This window comes from Couchioplanes caeruleus (assembly GCF_023499255.1).
Taxonomy (GTDB): Bacteria; Actinomycetota; Actinomycetes; order Mycobacteriales; family Micromonosporaceae; genus Actinoplanes; species Actinoplanes caeruleus_A.
The window spans coordinates 1,606,468-1,629,565 of sequence record NZ_CP092183.1; the positions used below are offsets into that span (position 1 = coordinate 1,606,468).

Annotated in this window: 17 protein-coding genes; 6 read left to right on the plus strand and 11 right to left on the minus strand. The window is 71.4% G+C overall.

What is annotated here, in order from left to right; all coding sequences use genetic code 11:
• Nucleotides 1-150: 150 nt before the first annotated feature.
• The 4 genes from ilvC to COUCH_RS07640 all read right to left on the minus strand — a co-directional run bounded on the left by ilvC (nt 151) and on the right by COUCH_RS07640 (nt 6,097).
• The gene (ilvC, locus tag COUCH_RS07625) at nt 151-1,164 is read right to left on the minus strand and encodes a ketol-acid reductoisomerase (protein ID WP_249611386.1); all 1,014 of its coding nucleotides are present in this window, start codon (nt 1,162-1,164) and stop codon (nt 151-153) included.
• Between the two features lie 63 nt (nt 1,165-1,227).
• Nucleotides 1,228-1,743: an acetolactate synthase small subunit gene (gene ilvN / locus COUCH_RS07630; RefSeq protein WP_199511952.1), complete on the minus strand. Its 516-nt coding sequence runs from the start codon at nt 1,741-1,743 to the stop codon at nt 1,228-1,230.
• A gap of 5 nt (nt 1,744-1,748) precedes the next feature.
• Entirely contained in the window at nt 1,749-3,581 is a 1,833-nt protein-coding gene (locus COUCH_RS07635) for an acetolactate synthase large subunit (protein WP_249611387.1), read from the minus strand.
• 146 nt (nt 3,582-3,727) lie between these two features.
• Nucleotides 3,728-6,097 (minus strand): putative bifunctional diguanylate cyclase/phosphodiesterase, encoded by a 2,370-nt coding sequence (locus COUCH_RS07640; RefSeq protein WP_430640900.1) that lies wholly within the window; start codon nt 6,095-6,097, stop codon nt 3,728-3,730.
• 103 nt (nt 6,098-6,200) lie between these two features.
• On the opposite strand from COUCH_RS07640, the gene ilvD reads away from it, so the two are divergent.
• Nucleotides 6,201-8,048: a dihydroxy-acid dehydratase gene (ilvD, locus tag COUCH_RS07645; protein WP_249611388.1), complete on the plus strand. Its 1,848-nt coding sequence runs from the start codon at nt 6,201-6,203 to the stop codon at nt 8,046-8,048.
• Between the two features lie 1,049 nt (nt 8,049-9,097).
• Here ilvD and COUCH_RS07650 read toward each other — a convergent pair.
• A complete protein-coding gene (locus tag COUCH_RS07650; protein ID WP_249611389.1) occupies nt 9,098-10,219 on the minus strand; it encodes a hypothetical protein in 1,122 nt (373 codons plus the stop codon).
• A gap of 400 nt (nt 10,220-10,619) precedes the next feature.
• On the opposite strand from COUCH_RS07650, the gene serA reads away from it, so the two are divergent.
• Complete coding sequence (serA, locus tag COUCH_RS07655) at nt 10,620-12,221, plus strand: phosphoglycerate dehydrogenase (RefSeq protein ID WP_249611390.1); 1,602 nt, start codon at nt 10,620-10,622, stop codon at nt 12,219-12,221.
• Between the two features lie 13 nt (nt 12,222-12,234).
• On the opposite strand, the gene COUCH_RS07660 is transcribed toward serA, so the two are convergent.
• Nucleotides 12,235-12,570 (minus strand): hypothetical protein, encoded by a 336-nt coding sequence (locus COUCH_RS07660; RefSeq protein ID WP_233412805.1) that lies wholly within the window; start codon nt 12,568-12,570, stop codon nt 12,235-12,237.
• Between the two features lie 409 nt (nt 12,571-12,979).
• Here COUCH_RS07660 and COUCH_RS07665 point away from each other — a divergent pair, with 409 nt between their 5' ends.
• Nucleotides 12,980-14,011 (plus strand): 3-isopropylmalate dehydrogenase, encoded by a 1,032-nt coding sequence (locus COUCH_RS07665; RefSeq protein WP_249613611.1) that lies wholly within the window; start codon nt 12,980-12,982, stop codon nt 14,009-14,011.
• Between the two features lie 414 nt (nt 14,012-14,425).
• Nucleotides 14,426-15,523, plus strand: a complete 1,098-nt coding sequence (locus tag COUCH_RS07670) for a branched-chain amino acid aminotransferase (protein WP_249611391.1) — start codon at nt 14,426-14,428, stop codon at nt 15,521-15,523.
• A gap of 6 nt (nt 15,524-15,529) precedes the next feature.
• Here COUCH_RS07670 and COUCH_RS07675 read toward each other — a convergent pair whose 3' ends face one another.
• Nucleotides 15,530-16,276: a tyrosine-protein phosphatase gene (locus tag COUCH_RS07675; protein ID WP_249611392.1), complete on the minus strand. Its 747-nt coding sequence runs from the start codon at nt 16,274-16,276 to the stop codon at nt 15,530-15,532.
• A 312-nt stretch (nt 16,277-16,588) separates the two neighbouring features.
• Here COUCH_RS07675 and cimA point away from each other — a divergent pair, with 312 nt between their 5' ends.
• Nucleotides 16,589-18,175, plus strand: coding sequence for a citramalate synthase (gene cimA / locus COUCH_RS07680; RefSeq protein ID WP_249611393.1), 1,587 nt, complete (start codon nt 16,589-16,591; stop codon nt 18,173-18,175).
• Between the two features lie 5 nt (nt 18,176-18,180).
• Here cimA and COUCH_RS07685 read toward each other — a convergent pair whose 3' ends face one another.
• The gene (locus COUCH_RS07685) at nt 18,181-18,918 is read right to left on the minus strand and encodes an ABC transporter permease (RefSeq protein ID WP_249611394.1); all 738 of its coding nucleotides are present in this window, start codon (nt 18,916-18,918) and stop codon (nt 18,181-18,183) included.
• On the minus strand, nt 18,899-19,804 hold the full coding sequence (locus COUCH_RS07690; RefSeq protein WP_249611395.1) for an ABC transporter ATP-binding protein: 906 nt from the start codon (nt 19,802-19,804) through the stop codon (nt 18,899-18,901). The genes COUCH_RS07685 and COUCH_RS07690 overlap by 20 nt, the downstream gene beginning before the upstream one ends.
• An 82-nt stretch (nt 19,805-19,886) precedes the next feature.
• Here COUCH_RS07690 and COUCH_RS07695 point away from each other — a divergent pair, with 82 nt between their 5' ends.
• A complete protein-coding gene (locus COUCH_RS07695) occupies nt 19,887-20,489 on the plus strand; it encodes a TetR/AcrR family transcriptional regulator (RefSeq protein WP_249611396.1) in 603 nt (200 codons plus the stop codon).
• Here COUCH_RS07695 and COUCH_RS07700 read toward each other — a convergent pair.
• Nucleotides 20,458-21,456, minus strand: a complete 999-nt coding sequence (locus COUCH_RS07700) for an endonuclease/exonuclease/phosphatase family protein (protein ID WP_249611397.1) — start codon at nt 21,454-21,456, stop codon at nt 20,458-20,460. The genes COUCH_RS07695 and COUCH_RS07700 overlap by 32 nt on opposite strands.
• Before the next feature lie 88 nt (nt 21,457-21,544).
• Nucleotides 21,545-22,984 (minus strand): hypothetical protein, encoded by a 1,440-nt coding sequence (locus COUCH_RS07705; RefSeq protein ID WP_249611398.1) that lies wholly within the window; start codon nt 22,982-22,984, stop codon nt 21,545-21,547.
• Nucleotides 22,985-23,098 lie beyond the last annotated feature (114 nt).

Sequence of the window (23,098 nt, forward strand, 5' to 3'; positions counted from 1 at the left end):
GAACGCCCCTCATCAACACACAATTCGATGACGACGCCGAACAGGTAAGCGGGACGTAACACCCGCGTTTCAGGTCATCGAATGGTGACGCAAAACGCCGGATCAGGCGGCCTGCGGAAGGCCCCTGACCCGGCGTCGGCGGGCGATGAATCAGGCGGTTTCGGTGATCGGCCGGTCCACCCAGCTCATCATGTCGCGCAGCTTCTTGCCGGTCACCTCGATGGGGTGCTCGGCGCCCTCCTTGCGGTACTGCTGCAGGCGGGTGCCGCCGGCCTCGTCGTCGGCGATGAGCGCCTTCGTGAACTCGCCGGACTGGATCTCCGCGAGGATCTTCTTCATCTCCTCCTTGACGGAGGCGTTGATCACGCGCGGGCCGCTGACGTAGTCACCGAACTCGGCGGTGTCCGAGACGCTGTAGCGCATCCGCGAGATGCCGCCCTCGTACATGAGGTCGACGATCAGCTTCAGCTCGTGCAGGCACTCGAAGTACGCGATCTCCGGCGCGTACCCGGCCTCGGTGAGCACCTCGAAGCCCGTCTGCACCAGGGCGGCCGTACCGCCGCAGAGGACCGCCTGCTCGCCGAAGAGGTCGGTCTCGGTCTCCTCCTTGAACGTCGTCTTGATGACGCCGGCGCGGGTGCCGCCGATCGCCTTCGCGTACGACAGGGCGAGGGCCTGCGCGTTGCCGGAGGCGTCCTGCTCCACGGCGATGAGCGCGGGCACGCCCTTGCCGTCCACGTACTGGCGGCGCACGAGGTGGCCGGGGCCCTTGGGCGCGACCATGGCCACGTCCACGTTCGCCGGAGGCTTGATCAGCTCGAAGCGGATGTTGAGCCCGTGACCGAAGAAGAGCGCCTTGCCCTCGGTGAGGTGCGGCTCGATCGACTCGGCGTAGATCTTGCGCTGCGCGGTGTCCGGGGCGAGCAGCATGATCACGTCGGCCCACTCGGACGCCTCGGCCGGGGTCAGCACCCGCAGCCCCTGCTCCTCAGCCTTGGGGCGGCTCTTCGAGCCCTCCTTCAGGCCGACCACCACCTCGACCCCCGAATCGCGCAGCGACAGCGAGTGCGCGTGGCCCTGGCTGCCGTACCCGATGACGGCGACCTTGCGCCCCTGGATGATGGACAGATCCGCGTCGTCGTCGTAGAAGGTTTCGACGGTCATGATTTCCTCTCGAAGTTGGAGCCTTTAGGCCGTTTGTGGGCGGCGGCGGGGTGGTTGGAAGGGCTACGCCGCGCGCAGCGCGGGGCCGGTGGTGATGGAGCGGGAGCCGCGGCCGATGGCCACGAGGCCGGACTGCACCATCTCCTTGATGCCGAACGGCTCGAGGTCGCGCAGCAGCGCGTCCAGCTTGTCGGGGTTGCCGGTCGCCTCGATCGTGAGGGTGTCCGGTGCGACGTCGATCACCTTCGCCCTGAACAGCTCGACCGTCTCGAGGACCTGCCCGCGCACCGCACGGTCGGCGCGCACCTTGACCAGCAGGAGCTCACGCTGGACCGACTGCTGCGGGTCCAGCTCGACGATCTTCAGGACGTTCACCAGCTTGTTGAGCTGCTTGGTCACCTGCTCCAGGGGTGAGGAGTCGGCGTTGACCACGATCGTGATGCGGGAGACGTCCGGGTTCTCCGTCTCGCCCACCGCCAGCGAGTCGATGTTGAAGCTCCGTCGCGAGAACAGTCCGCTGACCCGGGCGAGCACGCCGGGCTTGTTCTCGACCAGCACGGAGAGGGTGTGCTTGTTCATGGTGGTCACAGGTCGTCCTCGTCGAAGGTGGGGCGCACGTCCCGGGCGAACATGATCTCGTCGTTGCTGGTGCCGGCGGCGACCATGGGCCACACCATGGCGTCCTTGCCGACCGTGAAGTCGATGACGACCGGCCGGTCGTTGATCTCCATCGCCGCCTTGATCGTCGCGTCCACGTCCGCCTTGGACTCGCAGCGCAGGCCGACGCAGCCCAGCGCCTCGGCGAGCTTCACGAAGTCGGGGATGCGGTGCTTGTGGGTACCCAGCTCGGTGTTCGAGTAGCGGCCCTCGTAGAACAGGGTCTGCCACTGCCGGACCATGCCCAGGTTGCCGTTGTTGATCACGGCGATCTTCACCGGGATGCCCTCCAAGGCACAGGTGGCCAGCTCCTGGTTGGTCATCTGGAAGCAGCCGTCGCCGTCGATGCCCCAGACCGGGGTGTCCGGCAGGCCGACCTTCGCGCCCATCGCGGCGGGCACGGCGTAGCCCATGGTGCCGGCGCCGCCGGAGTTGAGCCAGGTGCCGGGCTTCTCGTACCTGATGAACTGCGACGCCCACATCTGGTGCTGCCCGACGCCGGCCACGTACACGGCGTCCGGGCCGACCAGCTCGCCGATGCGCTCGATCACGTACTGCGGTGCCAGCGTGCCGTCGGTCGGCTCGTCGTAGCCCAGCGGGTAGCGCTGCCGCAGATCGTTGAGCTGCGCCCACCACGGCTCGTACGCCGCCGCGCCGGTCGCCGTGCCGGACACCGCCGCGATCAGCTCGTCGATGACGTGCCGGGCGTCGCCCACGATCGGGACGTCCGCGTGCCGGTTCTTGCCGATCTCGGCCGGGTCGATGTCGGCGTGCACGACCTTGGCGTCGGGTGCGAACGAGTCCAGCTTGCCGGTGACCCGGTCGTCGAAGCGGGCACCCAGGGTGACCAGCAGGTCGGCCTTCTGCAGCGCGTACACCGCGGGGACCGTGCCGTGCATGCCGGGCATGCCCAGGTGCTGCGGGTGCGAGTCGGGGAACGCCCCGAGCGCCATCAGCGTGGTGACGACCGGGATGCCGGTCACCTCGGCGAGCTTGCGCAGCCCGTCGGTGGCGCCGGCCTTGAGCACGCCGCCGCCGACGTACAGCACGGGGCGCTTGGCCGCGGCGATCAGCCGGGCCGCCTCGCGGATCTGCTTGCCGTGCGGGTGCAGGGTGGGCCGGTAGCCGGGCAGCTCCAGGGTGGGCGGCCAGGAGAACGTGGTCTGCGCCTGCAGCACGTCCTTCGGGATGTCGACGAGCACCGGGCCGGGCCGGCCGGTCGCCGCGAGGTGGAACGCCTCCGCGATGACCTGCGGGATCTCGTCGGCCGACTGGATCAGGAAGTTGTGCTTGGTGATCGGCAGCGTGATGCCCTGGATGTCCGCCTCCTGGAAGGCGTCCGTGCCGATCGCCGGCCGCGCGACCTGACCGGTGATCGCGACGATCGGCACCGAGTCCATGTACGCGTCGGCGATCGGCGTCACCAGGTTGGTCGCGCCCGGGCCGGAGGTGGCGATGCAGACGCCGACCTTGCCGGTGGCCTGCGCGTACCCGGTCGCGGCGTGGCCCGCGCCCTGCTCGTGGCGGACCAGGATGTGCCGCACCTTCGAGTCGTACAGCGGGTCGTACGCCGGCAGGATCGCCCCGCCGGGGATGCCGAAGGCGACCTCGACGCCGAGGGCCTCGAGCGACCGCACGAGTGATCCGGCCCCGGTGGCCGGCACCGGGGAGATCGGGGCTACGGCCGAGGCGCCGGCGGCGGCCGCGACGGTGGCCGGGGTGGCACGGTTGGCGAGGGTCTCGGGCGTGGGTCTCGTCATGGCGATTCAGACCTTCGTTCGGGTTCGGGTGTCGATCTCCGCGCAACAAAAAAGGCCCTCGTGCTTACGCACGGGACCTAGCGCACTGCCCAGGAGCTCAGGGGCAGCGCGCTCAACTAAGTACGAGGAACGACGAACACATGCGGCTAAGACTGCCCCATCTCACGAGGTGCGTCAACTGATCTCACATCCTGGTCACCCGAAAAGGCCGGGTCGGTCGGGAGCACCGCCCGGACCTGCCGCATCCCGGGGCCCAGCATGACGATCTGGCTGCGCGCCGGGGCGCTGGGCGCGACCTTGGCGGGGCGGCTGCGCGGCGCCGGCACCGCGCGGGTGCCCGTGGGCCGGGCCGTACGCAACTGGGTCTCCAGATGCTCGGCCGGCACGCCCCAGCCGAACAGCGAGCCCTGGCCCAGCCTGCACCCCGCCTCCTCGACGACCTCGCGCTGGGCGGGCGTGCCGATGCCCTCGGCCAGCACCTCCAGGCCCAGCCGGTGCCCCAGCCGGACGACCACGTCGACCAGCGGCGCGGCGGTGCCGGTACGCGACTCCGGCTCGGCCACCAGCGCATGGTCGATCTTGAGGATGTCGACGGGCAGGTTGCGCAGCTGCCCGAGCGAGGAGTACCCGGCGCCGAAGTCGTCCAGCGCGATGCGGACGCCGGTGGACCGCAGCTCGACGAGCCCACGGATCAGCTCGTCCATGTCGGTGGCGACGGCGTGCTCGGTCACCTCCAGCACCAGCCGCTGCGGCGGTACGCCGTACTTCTCCAGCACGGCCGCCACCTGACCGGCGTAGTCGGCGGCGTGCAGCTCCTTGGGCGACAGGTTCACCGACACCCACACGTCGTGCCCGGCGGTGAGCCACTGCGCCAGCTGCGCGCACGCCTGGTCCAGCACCCAGCTGCCGAGCATGTTGATGAGCCCGGACTCCTCGGCGACCGGGATGAACTCGTCCGGGCGGACGGCGCCCAGCTCGGGGTGGTGCCACCGCAACAGCGCCTCGGCGCCGACCGGGCGTACCGAAGGGAGCGCGACCACCGGCTGGAACACCAGGCGCAACTGCTCCCGCTCGATGGCGTGGCGCAGCTCGTTCTCCAGCACGCTGTGCCGGCGCAGGAGCTCGTCGTAGCGCTTCTGGTAGCGCTCGACGCGGTTCTTGCCGCGCTGCTTCGCGTACCGGAGGGCGAGGTCGGCGTCGCGCATGAGCTCGCCGGTGTCGCCCGGGGCGGGGGAGGCCGCGACGCCGACGCTGGCCGACAGGAACACCGACCCCTCGTCGGTCTCGTACGGCTCGCAGAGCACCGTGAGCAGCCGCTGCCCGGCGGCCATCGCCTCCTCCGGCGACGCCCACATCAGCACCGCGAACTCGTCCCCGCCCAGCCGCGCGGCCACGTCGCCGGTACGCAGGTTGGCGCGCAGCCGGTTGCCGACCTCGGCCAGCACCGCGTCGCCCACGTCGTGCCCGCGCATGTCGTTGACGTTCTTGAAGCCGTCCAGGTCCAGGCCGATCAGCGTGCGGGGCCGGTGCCGCGAGGCCGGCTCGCGCAGCGCCCGGACCAGCCCGCGGCGGTTGGCCAGCCCGGTGAGCGGGTCCGTGTGCGCCAGCTCGCGGAAGTGCGCCTCGCGCTGGCGCAGCTGAAGGGTGTAGCTCTTCACGTCGCCGAGCGCCAGATACTGCCGCCCGACCAGCGCGAACCCCTCGACGCTGGCCCCGATGAAGCCGAAACCGCCGAACTCACCGCCGGCGAGCAGGTGGTAGGTGCCGGCCAGCACCATGGCGGCCATCGGCACGAAGGCGTACCCGGTGCCGCGCTGGATGACGTCCCGGGTGACCGTGATCGGCCGGTCCGCGACCTTCACCGCGCGGGCGACCACGACGAGGCCGGCGGGGAGCAGCACCGCGCCCAGCAGGATCGCGCCCGGGCTGGCCTGGCAGATCCCGCCCGGCAGGGCGGTGGCCGCGACGGCGACCAGCGTGACCCCGGCGGACGCGCGCACGGTGATGTGACGGGGGCGGTGGGCGTGCATCGCGAGGATGGTGGTGAGCCCGAATGCGATCGTGGCGACACCCGCGCCGAGGAGCGCCGACAGGCAGCCCATCGGGGTGAGGGCGCCGAGGATCCGGGTGGGCTCGGCGACCAGGATCCAGCCCACGAACCAGACCGCCGCGGCGATGATGAGCCCGTCGAGCAGGTGCCGCAGGGCCGCCCGGCGGCTCTCCGCGGCCCCGGGGAGCATCAGCGTGCCGGTCAGCAGCGTCAGCGTGCCCAGCGCCATCGCCACGGCCACGGCCTGACCGAGGGTGCGGGACGAATGGTGGGTCAGGAAAAGGTCGCTGACCAGGCCGGCGAGGGCGGCCCCGGTCGCGACCGCACCGCCCGCGGCGAGCAGCAGGTGGGCACGCCGGGCGGCGCCGGTGTGCTTGCGGCCGGAGTTGCCCAGCAGCGCGACGGCCGGGACAGCGACGACGAGGCTCGCCAGCCCGGCCAGCTCCATGCCGGACGGTGAGTGCACGGAAACACTCTGCCGTACCGGGATCATTTTCGGTATCCCGCAGGGTGGACATCCTGGATACCGGTTCGGGTCCGTACCGCACCGGCGGTGGCAGTATGTAGTAATGCCTGAGCTGCGTTCCCGGACCTCGACCCACGGCCGGACGATGGCCGGCGCCCGCGCCCTCTGGCGCGCCACCGGCATGACCGACGACGACTTCGGCAAGCCCATCGTCGCCATCGCCAACAGTTTCACCCAGTTCGTACCCGGGCACGTGCACCTCAAGGACCTCGGCGGCCTCGTGGCCGACTCGATCGCCGAGGCGGGCGGCGTGGGCCGCGAGTTCAACACCATCGCGGTCGACGACGGCATCGCCATGGGCCACGGCGGCATGCTCTACTCGCTGCCCAGCCGCGAGCTCATCGCCGACGCGGTCGAGTACATGGTCAACGCGCACTGCGCCGACGCCCTCGTCTGCATCTCGAACTGCGACAAGATCACCCCGGGCATGCTGATCGCCGCGCTCCGGCTGAACATCCCCACCGTGTTCGTCTCCGGCGGCCCCATGGAGGCCGGCAAGACGGTCGCCATCGAGGGCATCGTGCACGAGAAGCTCGACCTGATCGACGCCATGTCGGCCAGCGCCAACGAGAACGTCACCGACGAGCAGCTGAGCACCATCGAGCGCTCGGCGTGCCCCACCTGCGGCTCCTGCTCCGGCATGTTCACCGCCAACTCGATGAACTGCCTCACCGAGGCCATCGGCCTGGCGCTGCCCGGCAACGGCTCGACGCTGGCCACGCACGCCTCCCGCAAGGCCCTCTTCGAGAAGGCCGGCTCGCTCATCGTCGAGATCGCCAAGCAGTACTACGAGAACGACGACACCAGCGTGCTGCCCCGCAGCATCGCCAACCGCGACGCCTTCGAGAACGCCGTGGCGCTGGACGTGGCGATGGGCGGCTCCACCAACACGGTCCTGCACCTGCTCGCGGCCGCCCGCGAGGCCGAGCTCGACTTCAGCGTCGCCGACATCGACGCGGTCTCCCGGCGCGTGCCCTGCCTCAGCAAGGTCGCCCCCAACAGCGTCAAGTACCACATGGAGGACGTGCACCGCGCCGGCGGCATCCCCGCCCTCCTCGGCGAACTCCACCGCGGTGGCGCCCTCAAGACCAGCGTGCGCGCGGTCCACTCGCCCGACCTGACCACCTGGCTGAACGCCTGGGACATCCGCAGCGGCTCGCCCAGCCCGGAAGCCCTCGAGCTCTTCCACGCGGCCCCGGGCGGCGTCCGCACCACCCAGCCGTTCTCGACGACCAACCGCTGGGCCACCCTCGACACCGACGCGGCCGAGGGCTGCATCCGCTCGGTGGAGCACGCGTACACGGCCGACGGCGGCCTGGCCATCCTCTTCGGCAACCTCGCCCCGGACGGCTGCGTCGTGAAGACGGCGGGCGTCGACGAGTCGCTCTGGAAGTTCACCGGCCCGGCCCGGGTCTTCGAATCCCAGGACGCGGCGGTCGAGGGCATCCTGGGCAAGCAGGTCGTCGAGGGCGACGTGGTGGTCATCCGCTACGAGGGCCCGCGCGGCGGCCCCGGCATGCAGGAAATGCTCTACCCGACGAGCTTCCTCAAGGGCCGTGGCCTCGGCAAAGCCTGCGCCCTCATCACCGACGGCCGCTTCTCCGGCGGCACCTCCGGCCTGTCGATCGGCCACATCTCCCCGGAAGCGGCCTCGGGCGGCCTCATCGCCCTGGTCCGCACCGGCGACGAAATCACCATCGACATCCCGGGCCGCAGCATCACCCTCAACGTCTCGGACGAAGACCTGGCCCAGCGCCGCCACGAGGAGGAACGCCGCGCCAAGCCGTACACGCCGGTCGACCGCCGGCGCCCGGTCTCGGCGGCCCTCCGGGCCTACGCCTCAATGGCCACCAGCGCCAGCGACGGCGCCTACCGCCGAGTGCCGGAATAACCCGGAGACACAGGTACGCGCCCAGCGGCGGGACAGAAGCAGCAGCCGACCGGCCCGGCCACACACGGACCTCCGTGCGTGGCCGGGCCGGTCTTGCGTCTGCCGGACTGACGACTGGCAGGGCCGGGGCGGTCTTGCGTCTGCCGGACTGACGACTGGCAGGGCCGGGGCGGTCTTGCGTCTGCCGGACTGACGACTGGCGGGCCGGGCCGGTCTTGCGCCTGCCGGACTGACGACCGGCGGGGCCGGACCGGACCCGTCGCTCAGGCGCGGTGGCTGCGAGGGTTGAACAGCGGGCTTTCTGGGCGGTTGCGGCGCTGCTCCGGGCAGTCGGGGCCGCCCGGGTGGTCGGCAGGTTGGGATCGGTTGCGCTCCGGGGCGGCGCTTCGGCCGGTCGGCGCAGGCATCCGGCGTATGTGCGCCCAGCGCACGCAGCCGGCGTATGCGCGCCCAGCGCACGCAGCCGGCGTATGCGCGCCCAGCGCACGCAGCCGGTGTATGCACGCCCGGCGCCGCGTAGTCGACGCGTGCGTCCAGCGCGCGCAGTCCGCGTCTGCGTTCAACGCGCGCGCATGCGGCCGGTGCACGTAGCCATTGGTTCGGTTCAGCGGACGCAGTTGGCGCGGGCGGCTGGCGCACACATCCGGCGGTTCCGTTCGGCGCGCGGCTGGCGCGCGTATCCCGGTGGTTCCGTTCGGCGCTCCTGGCCGGCGCGTGTGTGGCGCACGTTGCCGGCGGTTGGGTCCGGTGCGTGCGGCTGGCGCGCGTATTTGGTGGTGGCGTTCGGCGGTCGTGGCCGGTGCGCGTGTGTGGCGCATGTTGCCGGTGGTTGGGTCCGGTGCGTGCGGCTGGCGCGCGTATTTGGTGGTGGCATTCGGCGCACGCGGCCGGTGCCGCGCGACCGGCACCCGTTGCCGACGGTCTCGGTCGGCGCGTGCGTTCGGCGCACGTGGCCGGCGCCCGGGTCCAGTCCAGGCGGCCGGCGCACGTGGTCGGCGTACGTGGTTCGCGCTTTGTGGTCGCCGGCGGCTCGAGTCCGGTGCCCGCGGTCAGCCGGCCGTGGGGGTGCCGGTCGGTGGCGCGCTCGATGTGGGGAGCGGCGGCGGGGCGTTCATCGTGCGGATGTGTTCGGTCGGTGCCTGCTGGGCGGCCGCGTGCGGTGGGCCGTAGTGCGGAACCTGAGGCGCCTCCGCCGGCGGTGCCGAGGCGGGTGCGCCGACGAACGGAACTGGCGGTGCCGAGGCGGGTGCGGCGGTGAACGGAACTGGCGGTGCGGAGGCGGGCGCGGCGACGAAGGGAACCGGCGGGGCTGAGGCGGGCGCCGCTGTGGGGAGAGGCGGTGCCGAGGCGGGTGCGGCGGTGGGGACAGGCGGTGCCGAGGCGGCGTCCGGGCCGGGCCACACCGGGCCGGGACCCGGTTGCGGCATGCCCTGGTAGTCGAACGGGTGCGGTGACGTCCATCCCTGGCCCTGGCCCTGGTGCGGCTGCGGCTGGTACGCCGTCTGCTGTGGCGGGTACGACGGAACCGGCTGCTGCTGGTACTGCCCAGGACCCGGTCCCGGCCACGGCTGCTGCTGGTGCGGCCATGCCTGTTGCTGCGGCGCCGGGTACGGCGTCCACGGCTGACCCCACGGCTGCTGCGGAGCGACCGGAGGAGTGTCCGATGTGGCTAGTTCCTGCAGCCACTCCCGTTCGCCCTTGGCCCAGACGCGTCGCGCCGCGAGGTAGAGGGGGCCGTGGCCTGCCAGGGGTGGCAATGTGATGCCGAGGCCGATGGCGAGCGCCACCACGCCAACCCGTACGCCCTCGGGGTCCGTGCCGCTCATGACGCCCTGGATGAGGCAGATGAGGCCCGCCAGCATGGTCAGGCCGCCGACGACCGTGGACGCGATCGAGTTGCCGTTGCGCACGAAGGACCACGCGGACGTGGCGACCAGGACGGCGCTCGCGGCGATGACGACCGTTCCGAGACCTTCGGCCGCCGCCTCGCCGACCGTGTCCCGGTACAGGCCCGAGGTGGTGAGGGTGGCGACGGCGCCGATCAGGAGAAGGACGGTCAGCAGGCCGAGGAAGCCCACGGCCACGGCCACGCCGAAGGGGACGCGCCGGGGCGGCTCCGGCGCCACCGGCGCGTGGTCTTCGTCGTGCTCTTCTTCGGGTGGCGTCGTCATGCTGCGCAGGCTATCGGTCCGAGCCCGGGCCGTGCTTGCCCGGCTCGGCGGCCTGTGGACAACCGCGTTCCCCAGGCACCGGCCCGGTCCGTGGACAACCGCGTTCCCGCCCGCCGGCCTGTGGACGACCATGCGCCCGGCCGCCGGCCTGTGGACGACCATGCGCCCGGCCGCCGGCCTGTGGACGACCACGTGCCCAGATGCCGGCCGGTGGACACCAGGCGCCCAGGGCTGCCGGACGACCGGGAGCCCCGGGACGCCGGCGATGTGGAAGCCATTGCGGTGGCGCGCGCCGTGCGGCAGGGTTTCCGCTGTGTGACGGCGAACACGACGGAGAGACATTATGGGCCGGTCTCCCGCCTGCCTAGGATCACGCCAAGGGCCTGCGAGATGGAGACACATGACTCCTGTCGTACTGATCGCCGAGGAACTCGCCCCCGCCGCGCTGGACGTGCTGGCCTGCGACTTCGAGGTACACCACGTCGACGGCACCGACCGCGCGGCCCTGCTCGCCGAGCTGGCCGACGCGGACGCGGTCATCGTGCGCAGCGCGACGCGCATCGATGCCGAGGCGGTGGCCGCGGCGCCCCGGTTGAAGGTCGTCGCCCGTGCCGGTGTCGGTCTGGACAATGTGGACGTGGCGGCGGCGACCGCGCGCGGCGTCATGGTGGTCAACGCGCCCACCTCGAACATCGTCTCGGCCGCCGAGCAGGCCATCGCGCTGCTGCTGGCGGTCGCGCGCAACACCGCGAGCGCCAGTGCGGCCCTCAAGCGCGGCGAGTGGAAGCGGGCCGGTTACACCGGCGTGGAGCTGCAGGGCAAGACGGTCGGGGTGGTCGGGCTGGGTCGCATCGGCGTGCTTTTCGCGCAACGCATGGCGGCCTTCGGTACGCGGCTCATCGCCTACGACCCGTACGTGCAGCCGGCCCGCGCGGCGCACCTGGGCGTACGCCTCGTGGGGCTCGACGAACTGCTGCGGGAGAGCGACTTCATCTCGGTGCACTTGCCGCGTACCCCCGAGACTTTGAACTTGATCGGTGAGAAGGAGCTGGCGACCGTCAAGCCGGGCGTACGCATCGTCAATGCCGCCCGTGGCGGCCTCATCGACGAGCGCGCGCTCGCCGACGCGCTGGCGGACGGCCGGGTCGCGGGCGCGGGGCTGGACGTGTTCGTGACCGAGCCGACGACGTCGTCACCGCTGTTCGCGTTCGACAACGTCGTGGTCACGCCGCACCTGGGCGCGTCGACGGTCGAGGCTCAGGACAAGGCCGGCCTGGCCGTGGCGCGCAGCGTCAAGCTGGCGTTGCAGGGCGAGTTCGTGCCGGACGCGGTGAATGTGCAGGCCGGCGGCGTCGTCGACGAGGACGTGCGGCCGCTGCTCGGGCTGGCGGAACGGCTCGGCAAGGTTTTCACCGCGGTGGCGGGCGGCATCGCGGCGAGCGTCACGGTGGAGGTGCTCGGCGAGATCGTGTCGCACGACGTCACCGTGCTCAAACTGGCCGCCACCAAGGGGCTCTTCACCTCGGTCGTGGAGGAGCAGGTCACCTACGTCAACGCCCCGCAGCTCGCCGCGGACCGCGGCGTGGAGGTCGAGCTGGTCGTCGACCGCGAGGTCTCGGACCATCACAACCTCGTGACCGTACGCGGTGAGCTTCCCGACGGGCGCACAGTGAGTGTCGCCGGCTCGGTGACCACGACAGGTAGCCGGGAGTCCCGCAAGCTGACCCGCGTGGACGAGTTCGACCTGGAGCTCGACGCGGGGGGTGTGCTGCTCTTCTTCCGGTACGCGGACCGGCCGGGCGTGGTGGGTGCCCTGGGCTCGGTGCTCGGCGAGGCCGGCGTCAACATCGCGGCGATGCAGGTGGCCCGCCGGGAGGCCGGTGGCGAGGCCCTGATGGCGCTGACCGTGGACTCGTCGGTCGATGCCGAGTTGCTGTCCACGGTGGCCGAGGCGATCGGCTCGTCGCGCGGCAGCATCGTGGACCTGCGCGACGAGGACTGAGCGACCCGCCGGCTCAGCGGGCCTTGACCGGCGGCGGATAGACGGTGCCGTCCTGCAGGTCCAGCAGGTCGAGGTTGAGCTCGCCGGCGAGGCGTTCGATGGTCTCCAGCACCTCGTCGGCGCAGTTCTCGTCCAGCCGCATCTTGATGTGGTCGGCGGCGGCGTGCAGCGGCGCGCTCGCCCACGGCGAACCGTCCAACGTCGCGCGCGGGCCCCGATCCGGGTAGGTGCTGGTCAGAGCGTCATAGAAGGCGACGACGCGGGGGTCGGCGGGGCGGTGCGGGTGCTCGCCGCGTGCACACCGCTCGTTGGCGGCACGCACGTCGTCCGGCATGTCCGCGTTGTCCATGGCCCACACCACGAGGTCGAAACTCACCGGCGCATGGTGCCATACCGGTGGCCGTTCGATCCCATTGTCGCGCCGACACGCGGGGGATGCGTCTTGCGCGACATTAGTCCGCATCGCTAGCGTTGGTCCTTGCCGCGCGGGCGTTGCGGGCGTGTCTTCGGGTGACATTTCCGCAGCCGTTCCGCGCGGTTGTGCACCCCCGGCGGGCGCGAGCCAGCGTTTTCGTCGTGACAGCCCCCGCGATCGTTGCCGCGATCCGCGGGGGTTGTTCGCGTCCGGGGCCAGGTCACGCCTCCTTTCCACCGCCACCTGAACGATGACTAACCACACTTTGAGACCGCCGTACCGGAGATCGGGACGGCCCGCTACGCTCGACCGGGTCGGACCGAGTGAGGGAGTGGACGTGACGGTGGCGCGGATCGCGGTGGTGGCCGGTGACGGCATCGGGACCGAGGTGACCGCGCAGGCCCGCAAGGTGATCGAGGCCGTGCTCCCCGGCGCCGACTACAACGAGTACGACCTGGGTGCGCGCCTCTACAACCGGACCGGCGAAGTCCTCCCGCAGTCCGTGCAGGAGGAGCTGGCCGGCCACGACGCGATCCTGCTCGGCGCGATCGGCGACCCCAGTGTCCCGCCGGGTGTGCTGGAGCGCGGCCTGCTGCTCAAGCTCCGCTTCGACTTCGACCAGTACGTGAACCTGCGCCCGTCCCGGCTCTGGCCCGGCACGGTGAGCCCGCTCGCCGGCCTCAAGCCCGGCGAGATCGACATGGTCGTGGTCCGCGAGGGCACCGAGGGCCTGTACGTCGGCGCCGGCGGCGTCCTGCACCGGGACACCCCCGCCGAGATCGCCACCGAGGAGAGCCTGAACACCCGGTACGGCGTCGAGCGGGTCGTCCGGGACGCGTTCGCGCGGGCGCAGCGTCGCGAGCGGCGGCATCTCACGCTGGTGCACAAGACCAACGTGCTCACCCACGCCGGTGGCCTCTGGGCGCGTACGTTCAAGGCCGTCGCCGCGGAGTTCCCCGAGGTCACGACCGAATACCAGCACGTCGACGCGGCGAGCATGTTCATGGTGAGCAACCCGCAGCGCTACGACGTCATCGTCACCGACAACCTGTTCGGCGACATCATCACCGACATCGCCGCTGCCGTCACCGGCGGCATCGGCATGGCCGCCAGCGGCTCCGTGAACCCGGAGCGCAAGTACCCGTCGACGTTCGAGCCGGTGCACGGATCCGCGCCCGACATCGCCGGCCAGGGCATCGCCGACCCGGCTGCCGCGATCCTCTCCGCCGCCCTGCTGCTGGAGCACCTCGGTCACCCCGAGGAGGCCCGGCGAGTATCCGAGGCGGTCGCGGCCGAGGTCGCCTCCCGCGTGCCGGGGGCGCCGCTGCGTACCGCCGAGGTCGGGGACCGGGTCGCCGCCACCGCGGCCGCCTGATCCCACCCCGCCGCCGATCATCGGCGACGACTGCCGCCGAGCGGGCCTCAAGCCGACCGGCGTCCTGAAGCCGGCCGCCGCCGACCGGGATGAAGCCCACCGGCGTGAAGCCGACCGGCATGAAGCTGACTGGCATAAGCCGACCGGCAGAACAGCCGGCCGGTGGAGAGCCGGCGGCCCCGCTCCGGGCGTGCGAAGGCAAACCCTGTGCCCGCGCGTCTCCGGCACGGCCGGCACCGCCACCGCAGGTGGAACGCTGCCGCAGGACCTACTGCGCGAACCCCTGCGAACCGGCTTCGCCGCACCCTCGCGCGGTCGGCTTTGAACGACCGTTCGGGGTAAGTTCATGGAGCACTGCGGGTGCTCCCTCATGCTCAAATCCGTTTCTTCGCGAGAGAAAGCAGGTCAGTTGCCATGAGTGGTGGTGACAACCTCGACTTCGAGATCCGTCCGAACCCGGCGCCCGTCAGCGACGCGGACCGCGCGACGTTGCTGGCCAATCCCGGTTTCGGCCGCATCTTCACGGACCACATGGTCACCGTGCGGTACGCCGAGGGCAAAGGGTGGTACGAGCCCCGCGTGGAGGCCCGCGCGCCGATCCCGATGGACCCCGCCTCCGCGGTGCTGCACTACGCGCAGGAGATCTTCGAGGGGCTGAAGGCGTACACGATGCCCGACGGCGGCGTGGCGATGTTCCGTCCCGACGCCAACGCCGCGCGGTTCGTCCAGTCCGCGCAGCGGATGGCGATGCCGGCGCTGCCCCCGGCGGCGTTCTTGGAGTCGCTGCGGCAGATCATCACGATCGACCGGAACTGGATCCCGCAGACCGACGAGGGCAGCCTCTACCTGCGCCCGTTCGCGTACGCGAGCGAGGTCTTCCTCGGGGTGCGCCCGTCGATGGAATACCTGTACCTGGTCATCGCGTCCCCGGTCGGCGCGTACTTCAGCGGTGGCGTCAAGCCGGTGACGGTGTGGGTGACGCCCGACTACACCCGGGCGGCTCCCGGCGGCACGGGCGCGGCGAAGTGCGGCGGCAACTACGCGGCCGGCCTCTCCGCGCAGGCCGAGGCGATCGAGCACGGCTGCGATCAGGTCGTGTACCTGGACGCCGTCGAGCGCAAGTACGTCGACGAGCTGGGCGGCATGAACGTCGTCCTCGTGATGGACGACGGCGCCCTGGTGACGCCGCCGCTGGGCGGCACGATCCTGCCCGGCATCACCCGCGACTCGATCATCAAGCTGGCGCAGCGGGCCGGGCGCCGGGTCGAGGAGCGCCCGGTCAGCATCGACGAGTGGCGCGACGGCGCGAAGTCAGGTCGCATCCGCGAGGCGTTCGCGTGCGGCACCGCCGCGGTCATCACCCCGATCGGGATGGTGCGCTCGCCGGAGGGCGAGTTCACGGTGGCCGACGGTGGTCCGGGCGAGGTGACGATGGCGCTGCGCCAGGAGCTGGCCGACATCCAGCGCGGCCGCGCCGAGGACCCGTTCGGCTGGGTGCACCGCGTCCTCTGAGACGAGCTAGGCGGGTGTCAGCAGGTGGTCGCGCATCGTGGCCACCTGCTCGGCGCTGATGCCGATCTCGCGGACGTACTTCTCCACGGAGCCGTAGCGCTCCCGCAGGTCGGCGAGGAAGTACAGCATCGCGTTCTGCGGGCACTCGAACATGTGGTACTTGTCCTGCACCGCGTCCGGGTTGGTGCGCAGCAGGTACTCCGTCAAGGACGCCATCGCCTGCTCGGTCAGCGCGTAGTCGTCGGCGATGTCCTGGTCCGAGACGCCGAGCAGCGCGAGCGTCAGCGCGCAGACGACCCCCGTACGGTCCTTGCCCGCCATGCAGTGCACGACCACCGGCGCGGCCTCCGGGTCGGCGATCAGGCCGAGCGCCGCCGTCAGGCCCTCGCGGCCGTCCTCGATGAAGTTGAGGTAGCGGTCGGCGAGCCAGCGGTCGTGCGGGAGGTCCGCGGCGAACGGGATGGTCTCCCAGTCGACGTGGTGCACGACCGGGTTGTGGTACGCCAGCCCGTCCGCCTCCGGCACCCGGCCGTGCCGCTCGATCTCGAAGACCCGCCGCAGGTCGATGACCGTACGCACGCCGAGCTGCTGGAACGTCTCGAGGTCGGCGCCGCGGAGGCGGTGCAGGGCGTCGGAGCGGAACAGTCGCCGCCAGCGGACCGGGCGGCCGTCGAGGCCGGCGTACCCGCCGACGTCGCGGAAGTTGAAGCTGGAGGAGAAGGACAAGGTCCGGGGGTATGGGTCGGCAGCCACCCGTCCAACCTAACCGGCCACCCGGCCGACGGGCTTTGTCGATCTCCTCACCCCGACCGCCATGCGGACGCCGTCCGTGGCCGGCCCGGCGGTGGTACCCCGTGCGGGCGACACCACACGAACCGCGGCGTCTCGGATGATGGACTTCTTTCCCACGGACCGGCGGTCGGTGGCATGCTGCGTACGTGACCCACTCCGTGCTGATTATTCGCACCTAGCGCGCCGGCTGACGATTTCGCCGACGCGCAGACCTCCCGCATCCGCGGGAGGTCTTTTTGTTGGGTCAACAAGTCTGCCGAAAGGACGCTCCCCATGACCTACCAGGTGTTCGACACGACGTTGCGCGACGGCGGGCAACGCGAGGGCATCAGCTACTCGGTCGTCGACAAGCTCGCGGTCGCGCGGCTGCTGGACGAGTTCGGGGTCGGCTTCATCGAGGGCGGCTGGCCGGGTGCGATGCCCAAGGACACGGAGTTCTTCCGCCGGGCGAAGACCGAGCTGGACCTCAAGCACGCCGTCCTGGTGGCGTTCGGCGCGACCCGCAAGGCCGGCGTGGACGTGGCCACGGATCCGCAGGTGCAGGCCCTGCTGGACGCCGAGACGCCGGTCGTCTGCGTGGTCGCCAAGTCGGACATCCGGCACGTGGAGCGGGCGCTGCGCACCACCGGCGACGAGAACCTGGCGATGGTCCGGGACACCGTTGCGCACCTGGTCGCGAACGGCCGCCGCGCCTTCGTCGACTGCGAGCACTTCTTCGACGGCTTCCGCTACGACCCCGACTACACCACCTCGGTGGTCCGGGCGGCGTTCGAAGCCGGCGCGGAGCGGGTCGTCATGTGCGACACCAACGGCGGCATGCTGCCCTCAATGATCACCGCGGCGATCCACGACGTCGTCGCCCGCACCGGGGTGAGCGCCGACCGGCTCGGCATCCACTGCCAGAACGACACGTCCTGCGCGGTGGCCAACACCATCGCCGCCGTCGAAGCGGGCGTCAAGCACTTCCAGTGCACGGCCAACGGCTACGGGGAACGGCCCGGCAACGCCGACCTGTTCGCCGTCGTCAGCAACCTGCAACTCAAGCTCGGGCTGAAGGTCCTACCGGACGGATGCCTCGAGAAGGCGACGCGGGTGTCGACCGCGCTCGCCGAGATCGCCAACATCGCCCCCGACACCCACCAGGCCTACGTCGGGGCCGCGGCATTCGCCCACAAGGCGGGGCTGCACGCGAGCGCGATCAAGGTGGATCCGCTGCTCTACAACCACGTCGACCCGGCGGTTGTGGGCAACGACATGCGGATCCTGGTGACCGAGATGGCCGGCCGGGCCAGCATCGAGCTCAAGAGCCGTGAGCTCGGACTGGACCTGGCCGGTCATCCGGACACCCTGACGGAGGTGACCCGCAAGGTCAAGGACCTGGAGGCCGGGGGCTGGTCGTTCGAGGCCGCGGACGCGTCCTTCGAGCTGCTCGTCCGCGACGCGCTGCCGGGCGCCGGCCTGGTGCGGCCGTTCAGCCTGGAGTCGTACCGGGTGCTGGTCGAGCACCGCGAGGACGGCGCGGTCGTGTCGGAGGCCACGGTCAAGGTCCGGGTACGCGGCGAGCGCGTGATCGCCACCGCGGAGGGCAACGGCCCGGTCAACGCCCTCGACGAGGCCCTGCGTACGGCGCTGTCGAAGCACTACCCGGAGCTCAAGGACTTCGAGCTGGCCGACTACAAGGTCCGCATCCTCGAGGGCTCCCACGGCACCAACGCGATCACCCGGGTCCTGGTCGAGACCAGCGACGGCGGCCGCGACTGGACCACGGTCGGCGTGCACGAGAACGTCGTCGAGGCGAGCTGGAAGGCACTGACGGACGCCCTCACGTACGGCCTCGCCCGCACGAACGCCCCGGCCTGACCCGGTCAGTCCCGCCTGGTCATCACTCGCAGTGTGATGACCAGGCCGGCGGTGGACCAGGCAGCGAGCACGGCGTACGGCGACGCGGAGATCCCGCCGGGCGGTGATGTGAGCGCCTCCCGGACGACCTGGGCCATGGACTGGAACGGCAGTATCCGATGCGCGCCTTCCAGCCAGGCCGGAAGCCGTTCCGCGGGGAACGTCACGGGCGAGAACATCAGCGCCACGAACACCAGCGCCTGGCTCACGAGGCTGGTCACCGCGGGCGGCGCCGCGTACGCGATGGCGAAGCCGACCGTGGTCGTGGTGAGCGCGACCAGCAGCATCGCCGGGACCACCAGCGGGCTGACCCGCAGGTGCAGATCGAAGCGCAGGGTCGCGGTGAGCAGGCCCAGCACGAGCCCTGGTGCCCCCGTGCCGAGCCACGTCGTGAGGTCCGCGGCCAGCACCGCCGTGCGGGGCACGGGCAGCGTGCGGTTGTAGGTGAAGGTGCCTTCGGTCTTGGACTGGGCGACCAGTTGCGGAGCCATCACCATGCCGATGGTGATGAGGCCGAGAGTGGGGGCGCCGGTCGACAGGTACAGCGCCGTCGCGGGGTCGACCGAGGGCATCAGGTACGCGAAGCCGATCACGACCCCGACCGCGAGGAACGTCTGGACGATCAGGACGAGCGGCAGCACGAACCGCAGGCGCAGGGCTGTCCACCGTACGACCAGCGCATAGCTACGGAACCACGCGCGCATGGGGATGCCCTTCGGTGAGGCCGACGTAGACGTCTTCGAGGCTCGTGGGTGCGAGGGAGAAGCGGGCGGAGTGGCGCTGTGCCCATCCGGCCGCCGCGCCGGCGTCCGCCCGGGCCAGGGTGATCGTGAGCCGGTCGCCTTCACGCCGCGCCGTCCGGGACCACTCCGGGAGGGCGATCTCGGCCGGTGGCGCGTCGGTCTCCAGCTTCATTTCGCGGCCGGCGGCCAGGGTCGCCGGTGATCCCGTTGCCACCAGCCGGCCGTGGTCGAGGACCGCGGCGGTGTCAATCGTGCGTTCCGCCTCGGTGATGTTGTGGGTGACCAGCACGACCGCGTGACCGTTGGCCGCCAATGCGCGGACCTGGGCCCAGAGCAGGCGACGGCGGACCGGATCGACGTCGTTGGTCGGCTCGTCCAGCATGACGAGCTGTCCCGGCGCGACCGCCGCCATGCCGAACGCGGTCAGCCGGCGTGCGCCACCGGAGAGGCGCTCGGCGGGCGAGTCGGCCCACTCCTCGATGTCCAGCGCGGCCAGCAGCTCCGTGGCCCGGCGGCAGATGTCAGCACGGCTGCCTCCCCGGATGCGCCCTACGATCTCGATTGCCTGACGCGGAGTGACGCCCGTGAGCGGCGCCTGCGCCTGGGGCTGGAACGAGCAGACCTGCCGCGCGTATGCGGGGTCGGCCACCGGGTCGCGGCCGAACAGGGCGATCCGGCCGGCCGTGGGGCGTACCAGGCCGACGACCTGGCTGAGCAGCGTCGTCTTTCCGGCTCCGTTGTGACCGAGAAGCCCGACCACCTCCCCGGCGCGGACCTCGAGGCTGATGTCGTCGTTGGCCCGTACGCCGCGGCGGTAGACCTTGGTCAGCGATTCGATGTGCAGCATCACGGCCTCACATACCGGATAGTATTCAGATACCAATAAGTATCTGAATACTGGGGCGTATGTCAACGGCTAAGGTGTCGGCATGACAGAGCGGCTGACCCGTTCGCAGCAGCGGGAACGCACAGTCCAGCGGTTGCTGGACAGCGCCGAGGAGTTGTTCGCCGAGAGGGGCATCCACCAGACCTCGCTCGACCAGGTAGCCGCGGCGGCCGGCCTCACCAAGGGCGCCGTCTACGCCAACTTCGGCGGCAAGAACGACCTGATCGCGGCCCTCCTGCAGCGCAGACTCGAGGACGACGGACCGGTGCGCGAGCCTGGATCGCTGCGGTCGTGGATCGACATGCTCGGTGACAGCTATGAGTCGAGCGTGCCGAGGCCGGAGACGCGACGATTTGCCATGGCCTTCGTGGAGCTGTGGCTCATCGGGATGCGCGACCAGGGTCATCGTGACGCGCTACGCACCTGGCTGAGGACCGTACGCGAGCATCACGCCCGAGAAGTCCGCGCGCTCGGGGACGACCTGCCCCTGCCACCGGCAGAAGCGGCGGCGCTGCTCATGGCCCTCGACATCGGTATCGGTCTGCAGTTCATGACGGATCCGGAGGCTGTCCCCGCCCAGACGTACACCCGGGGGGTCGAGGCGTTGCTCGGGGTCAGGCGGGCGGGAGGATCAGTTCCGCGATGACCGCCCGGTGGTCGCTGTTGCGGACGTGGTGGACGTCCACCGCCGAGACGCCGAGGCGTTCGTCCACCAGTACGTGGTCGATCGTGACCGGGGGGATGCGGTCGCCGTCGTACGGGCCCCAGGTGCCGATCAGGCCCTTGCCCGTCGCGTCGGCCGCGTCGCGGTAGCCGCTGGCGATGAGGTCGCGCAGCGGGTCGTGGTCGAGGGTGGCGTTGAAGTCGCCGAGCAGGACGCGGGGGAGTTTCTTGGCGTCCGCGCGGGGTTCCGCCTGCAGGTCGGCGCGCCAGCGGCCGAGGACCGCGACCGAGAAGGGTGCGAGGGGGTGGGCCGACTCGACCGTGATGCGGGCCGCACCGGGTGGCTGGATCGTGCCGTACGCCTGGTGGAAGCCGCCGCCGTTGACGCGGACGCCCGGGTCGGTGAGGGGGAGGCGGGAGTAGAGGCCGGAGCCGCTCGCGCCGTATTCCGGTCCGAGCGACGAGTACGGCAGGAGCTGCCCGAGCCCCGCGTCGGCGAGTCGTTTCTGCGCGGCCGGGGTGAACTCCTGCACGGCCAGCACCGCCACGTCGTTGTCCCGTACGAGCTGGACGATCTGCGCGGCGTCGGCGTTGCCGAAGAGCATGTTCGAGGTCATCACGTGCAGTTTGACGCCGGCCTGCGGGCCCCGGTCGCCGTCGGCGAAGGCCCGCGGCAGCACCGCCGTGGCCAGCAGGGCCAGCGTCACGGTGGCCACGGCCGCCGCCAGCCAGCGCCGGGTCGCGAGCGCCGCGAGGACCGGCACCACCGACCACGCCGCCACGTACGGCGTGAAGGCGAACAGCTGCACCAGCGGACCACGTTCCCAGCCGCCGAGGCGCAGCACCGCCCACGCCGCGCCGGGCAGCACGAGCAGCCAGAGCAGCACGAGCCAGGCGGCTCGGCGTACCCGGGCGGGCTTCGCGGCGGGCGCGGACGTGGTGATCGTCATGGCGGCGACGGTATCCGGCCGTCGCCAGCGCGGCCGAGCGATCCGGCGTACGTCACATTCGGGCCGCCCGGAGGGCTCTGACCAGGATCTATACGTACGGGTTGAAGTTCTGCGCCGCCATCAGGAACCACGACGTGGTGCCGACGTGCTGGCGGTCGAAGTAGCCGAACCCGAAGCCGGTCTCGAACGAGCTGGTCGCCGCGACGATGCCGGAGGCGGCCGGCAGCGGGGTGCCGGTCCACGTGCCGCCCTCGCCGGGGTTGGAGAGCCGGCCGTCCTGCGGGTCGCTGGTGCGACCGACGGTCTGTCCGGCGCCGTGCGTCTCCTGGGCGGTCACCATCTCGTGCAGCAGCCCCTTGGCGCGGGCCGTGTCGCCGCGGTTGTCGCGTTTGAGCAGCGCGAGCGCGGTGTGCCCGTTGCCCTCCAGCCATACCGCGTCCCGGTTGGTGGGCAGGGCGCTGCCCGAGACGAGACCGGTGAGGGCCTTGGCCTGGCTGCTGTACGTCACGCCGGAGACGGCCCCGTCGGTGTTCGCCAGGTTGGCCGTGACCCAGTCCACGGCGCCGTCGTAGCGGTGGTCGCCGACGCCGAGCAGGGCCCACGTCTGCACGTCCTCGGGGACGTTGCTCACGTTGATGACCTCGGGGTCGGCGTGGTCACCGCCGAGCGTGCCGGTCCAGAAGTGCCCGCCCGAGCGGTTCCACATGGCGCGGACGAAGGTGCCGGCCACGGCCGCCCTGGCGGTCCAGGCCCGGTCGCGGGTCAGCTTGGCCAGGAGCGTGAAGAGGGCGTACGCGTCGATGTTGTGCTCGGTGGAGGCCCACTGCTGGTCGGTCTCGCCGTCGGCCTGCAGGCCGCCGTGGTAGCCGCCGTGGCGGTACGGCGACTGCCGTCCGGCGATCCAGAGCCCGAGCGCGACGGCGCCGTCGAGGTACTTGGCGATCCGGGTGTCGACGAAGAGCTGGGCGAGCGCCAGCGCGACCCAGGCCATGTCGCCCGTCGAGGAGCCGCCGAAGGCGAACGGCCACAGGAACGCCGCCCTGCCGTCCGCGCGCTTGAGGCCGGGGAACGCCGGGCCGCCGCCGTAGAACTGCATCGGGCCCGCCGCGTACGCCTGCCGCACCCGCCCGTCGGCGTACGTCTCGTCGTTGGCCTGGACCCACAGCAGGGCGTCGCCGATGAGCCGGGCCCGGCGCACGTTCGCGACCGTCGGGGTGGCGAGGTACGCGAGCGCCGCGAGCGCGTTGTCGTAGACGAACGCGGTCGTCATCAGCTCGCTCTCGTTGTTGTAGCTCTGCAGCAGCCGCGGCTCGCCGCCCTTGACGTACGCGTCCTGGACGACGTCGAGGTAGTGGTAGGCGCGGGCCACGGGCTCGGCGAGCGCCCGGTCCACGAGGTGCCGGGGCGCGCAGGTGCCGGCGGCCGCGTCCTCGGGCGACGGGAGTGGGCCGGCGGCCCGGCTGGCCGGGATGCTCTGCCGGCTGCGGCGGCTGAACGGGGCGGACGACGCGGTGAGGTTGGTGGGCATGACGGGGGTCCCAACGCTGGTGAGAGCGCTCTCGGGGAGGCGCTGTGGGTCATTGAAACCCGGTTGACACGGCGTGGCAATAGCAGGGCCGCCGTCGGGAGCGACGGCGGCCCG

Excerpts from the sequence above, each read along its gene's own strand:
- COUCH_RS07690 (WP_249611395.1), bottom strand. The coding sequence starts at position 19,804 with ATGCTGCACATCGAATCGCTGACCAAGGTCTACCGCCGCGGCGTACGG.
- cimA (WP_249611393.1), top strand. The coding sequence starts at position 16,589 with ATGACCTACCAGGTGTTCGACACGACGTTGCGCGACGGCGGGCAACGC.
- COUCH_RS07650 (WP_249611389.1), bottom strand. The coding sequence starts at position 10,219 with ATGACGACGCCACCCGAAGAAGAGCACGACGAAGACCACGCGCCGGTG.
- COUCH_RS07695 (WP_249611396.1), top strand. The coding sequence starts at position 19,887 with ATGACAGAGCGGCTGACCCGTTCGCAGCAGCGGGAACGCACAGTCCAG.
- COUCH_RS07660 (WP_233412805.1), bottom strand. The coding sequence starts at position 12,570 with ATGGACAACGCGGACATGCCGGACGACGTGCGTGCCGCCAACGAGCGG.
- ilvN (WP_199511952.1), bottom strand. The coding sequence starts at position 1,743 with ATGAACAAGCACACCCTCTCCGTGCTGGTCGAGAACAAGCCCGGCGTG.
- COUCH_RS07635 (WP_249611387.1), bottom strand. The coding sequence starts at position 3,581 with ATGACGAGACCCACGCCCGAGACCCTCGCCAACCGTGCCACCCCGGCC.
- COUCH_RS07700 (WP_249611397.1), bottom strand. The coding sequence starts at position 21,456 with ATGACGATCACCACGTCCGCGCCCGCCGCGAAGCCCGCCCGGGTACGC.
- COUCH_RS07685 (WP_249611394.1), bottom strand. The coding sequence starts at position 18,918 with ATGCGCGCGTGGTTCCGTAGCTATGCGCTGGTCGTACGGTGGACAGCC.
- serA (WP_249611390.1), top strand. The coding sequence starts at position 10,620 with ATGACTCCTGTCGTACTGATCGCCGAGGAACTCGCCCCCGCCGCGCTG.
- ilvC (WP_249611386.1), bottom strand. The coding sequence starts at position 1,164 with ATGACCGTCGAAACCTTCTACGACGACGACGCGGATCTGTCCATCATC.
- COUCH_RS07670 (WP_249611391.1), top strand. The coding sequence starts at position 14,426 with ATGAGTGGTGGTGACAACCTCGACTTCGAGATCCGTCCGAACCCGGCG.
- COUCH_RS07705 (WP_249611398.1), bottom strand. The coding sequence starts at position 22,984 with ATGCCCACCAACCTCACCGCGTCGTCCGCCCCGTTCAGCCGCCGCAGC.
- ilvD (WP_249611388.1), top strand. The coding sequence starts at position 6,201 with ATGCCTGAGCTGCGTTCCCGGACCTCGACCCACGGCCGGACGATGGCC.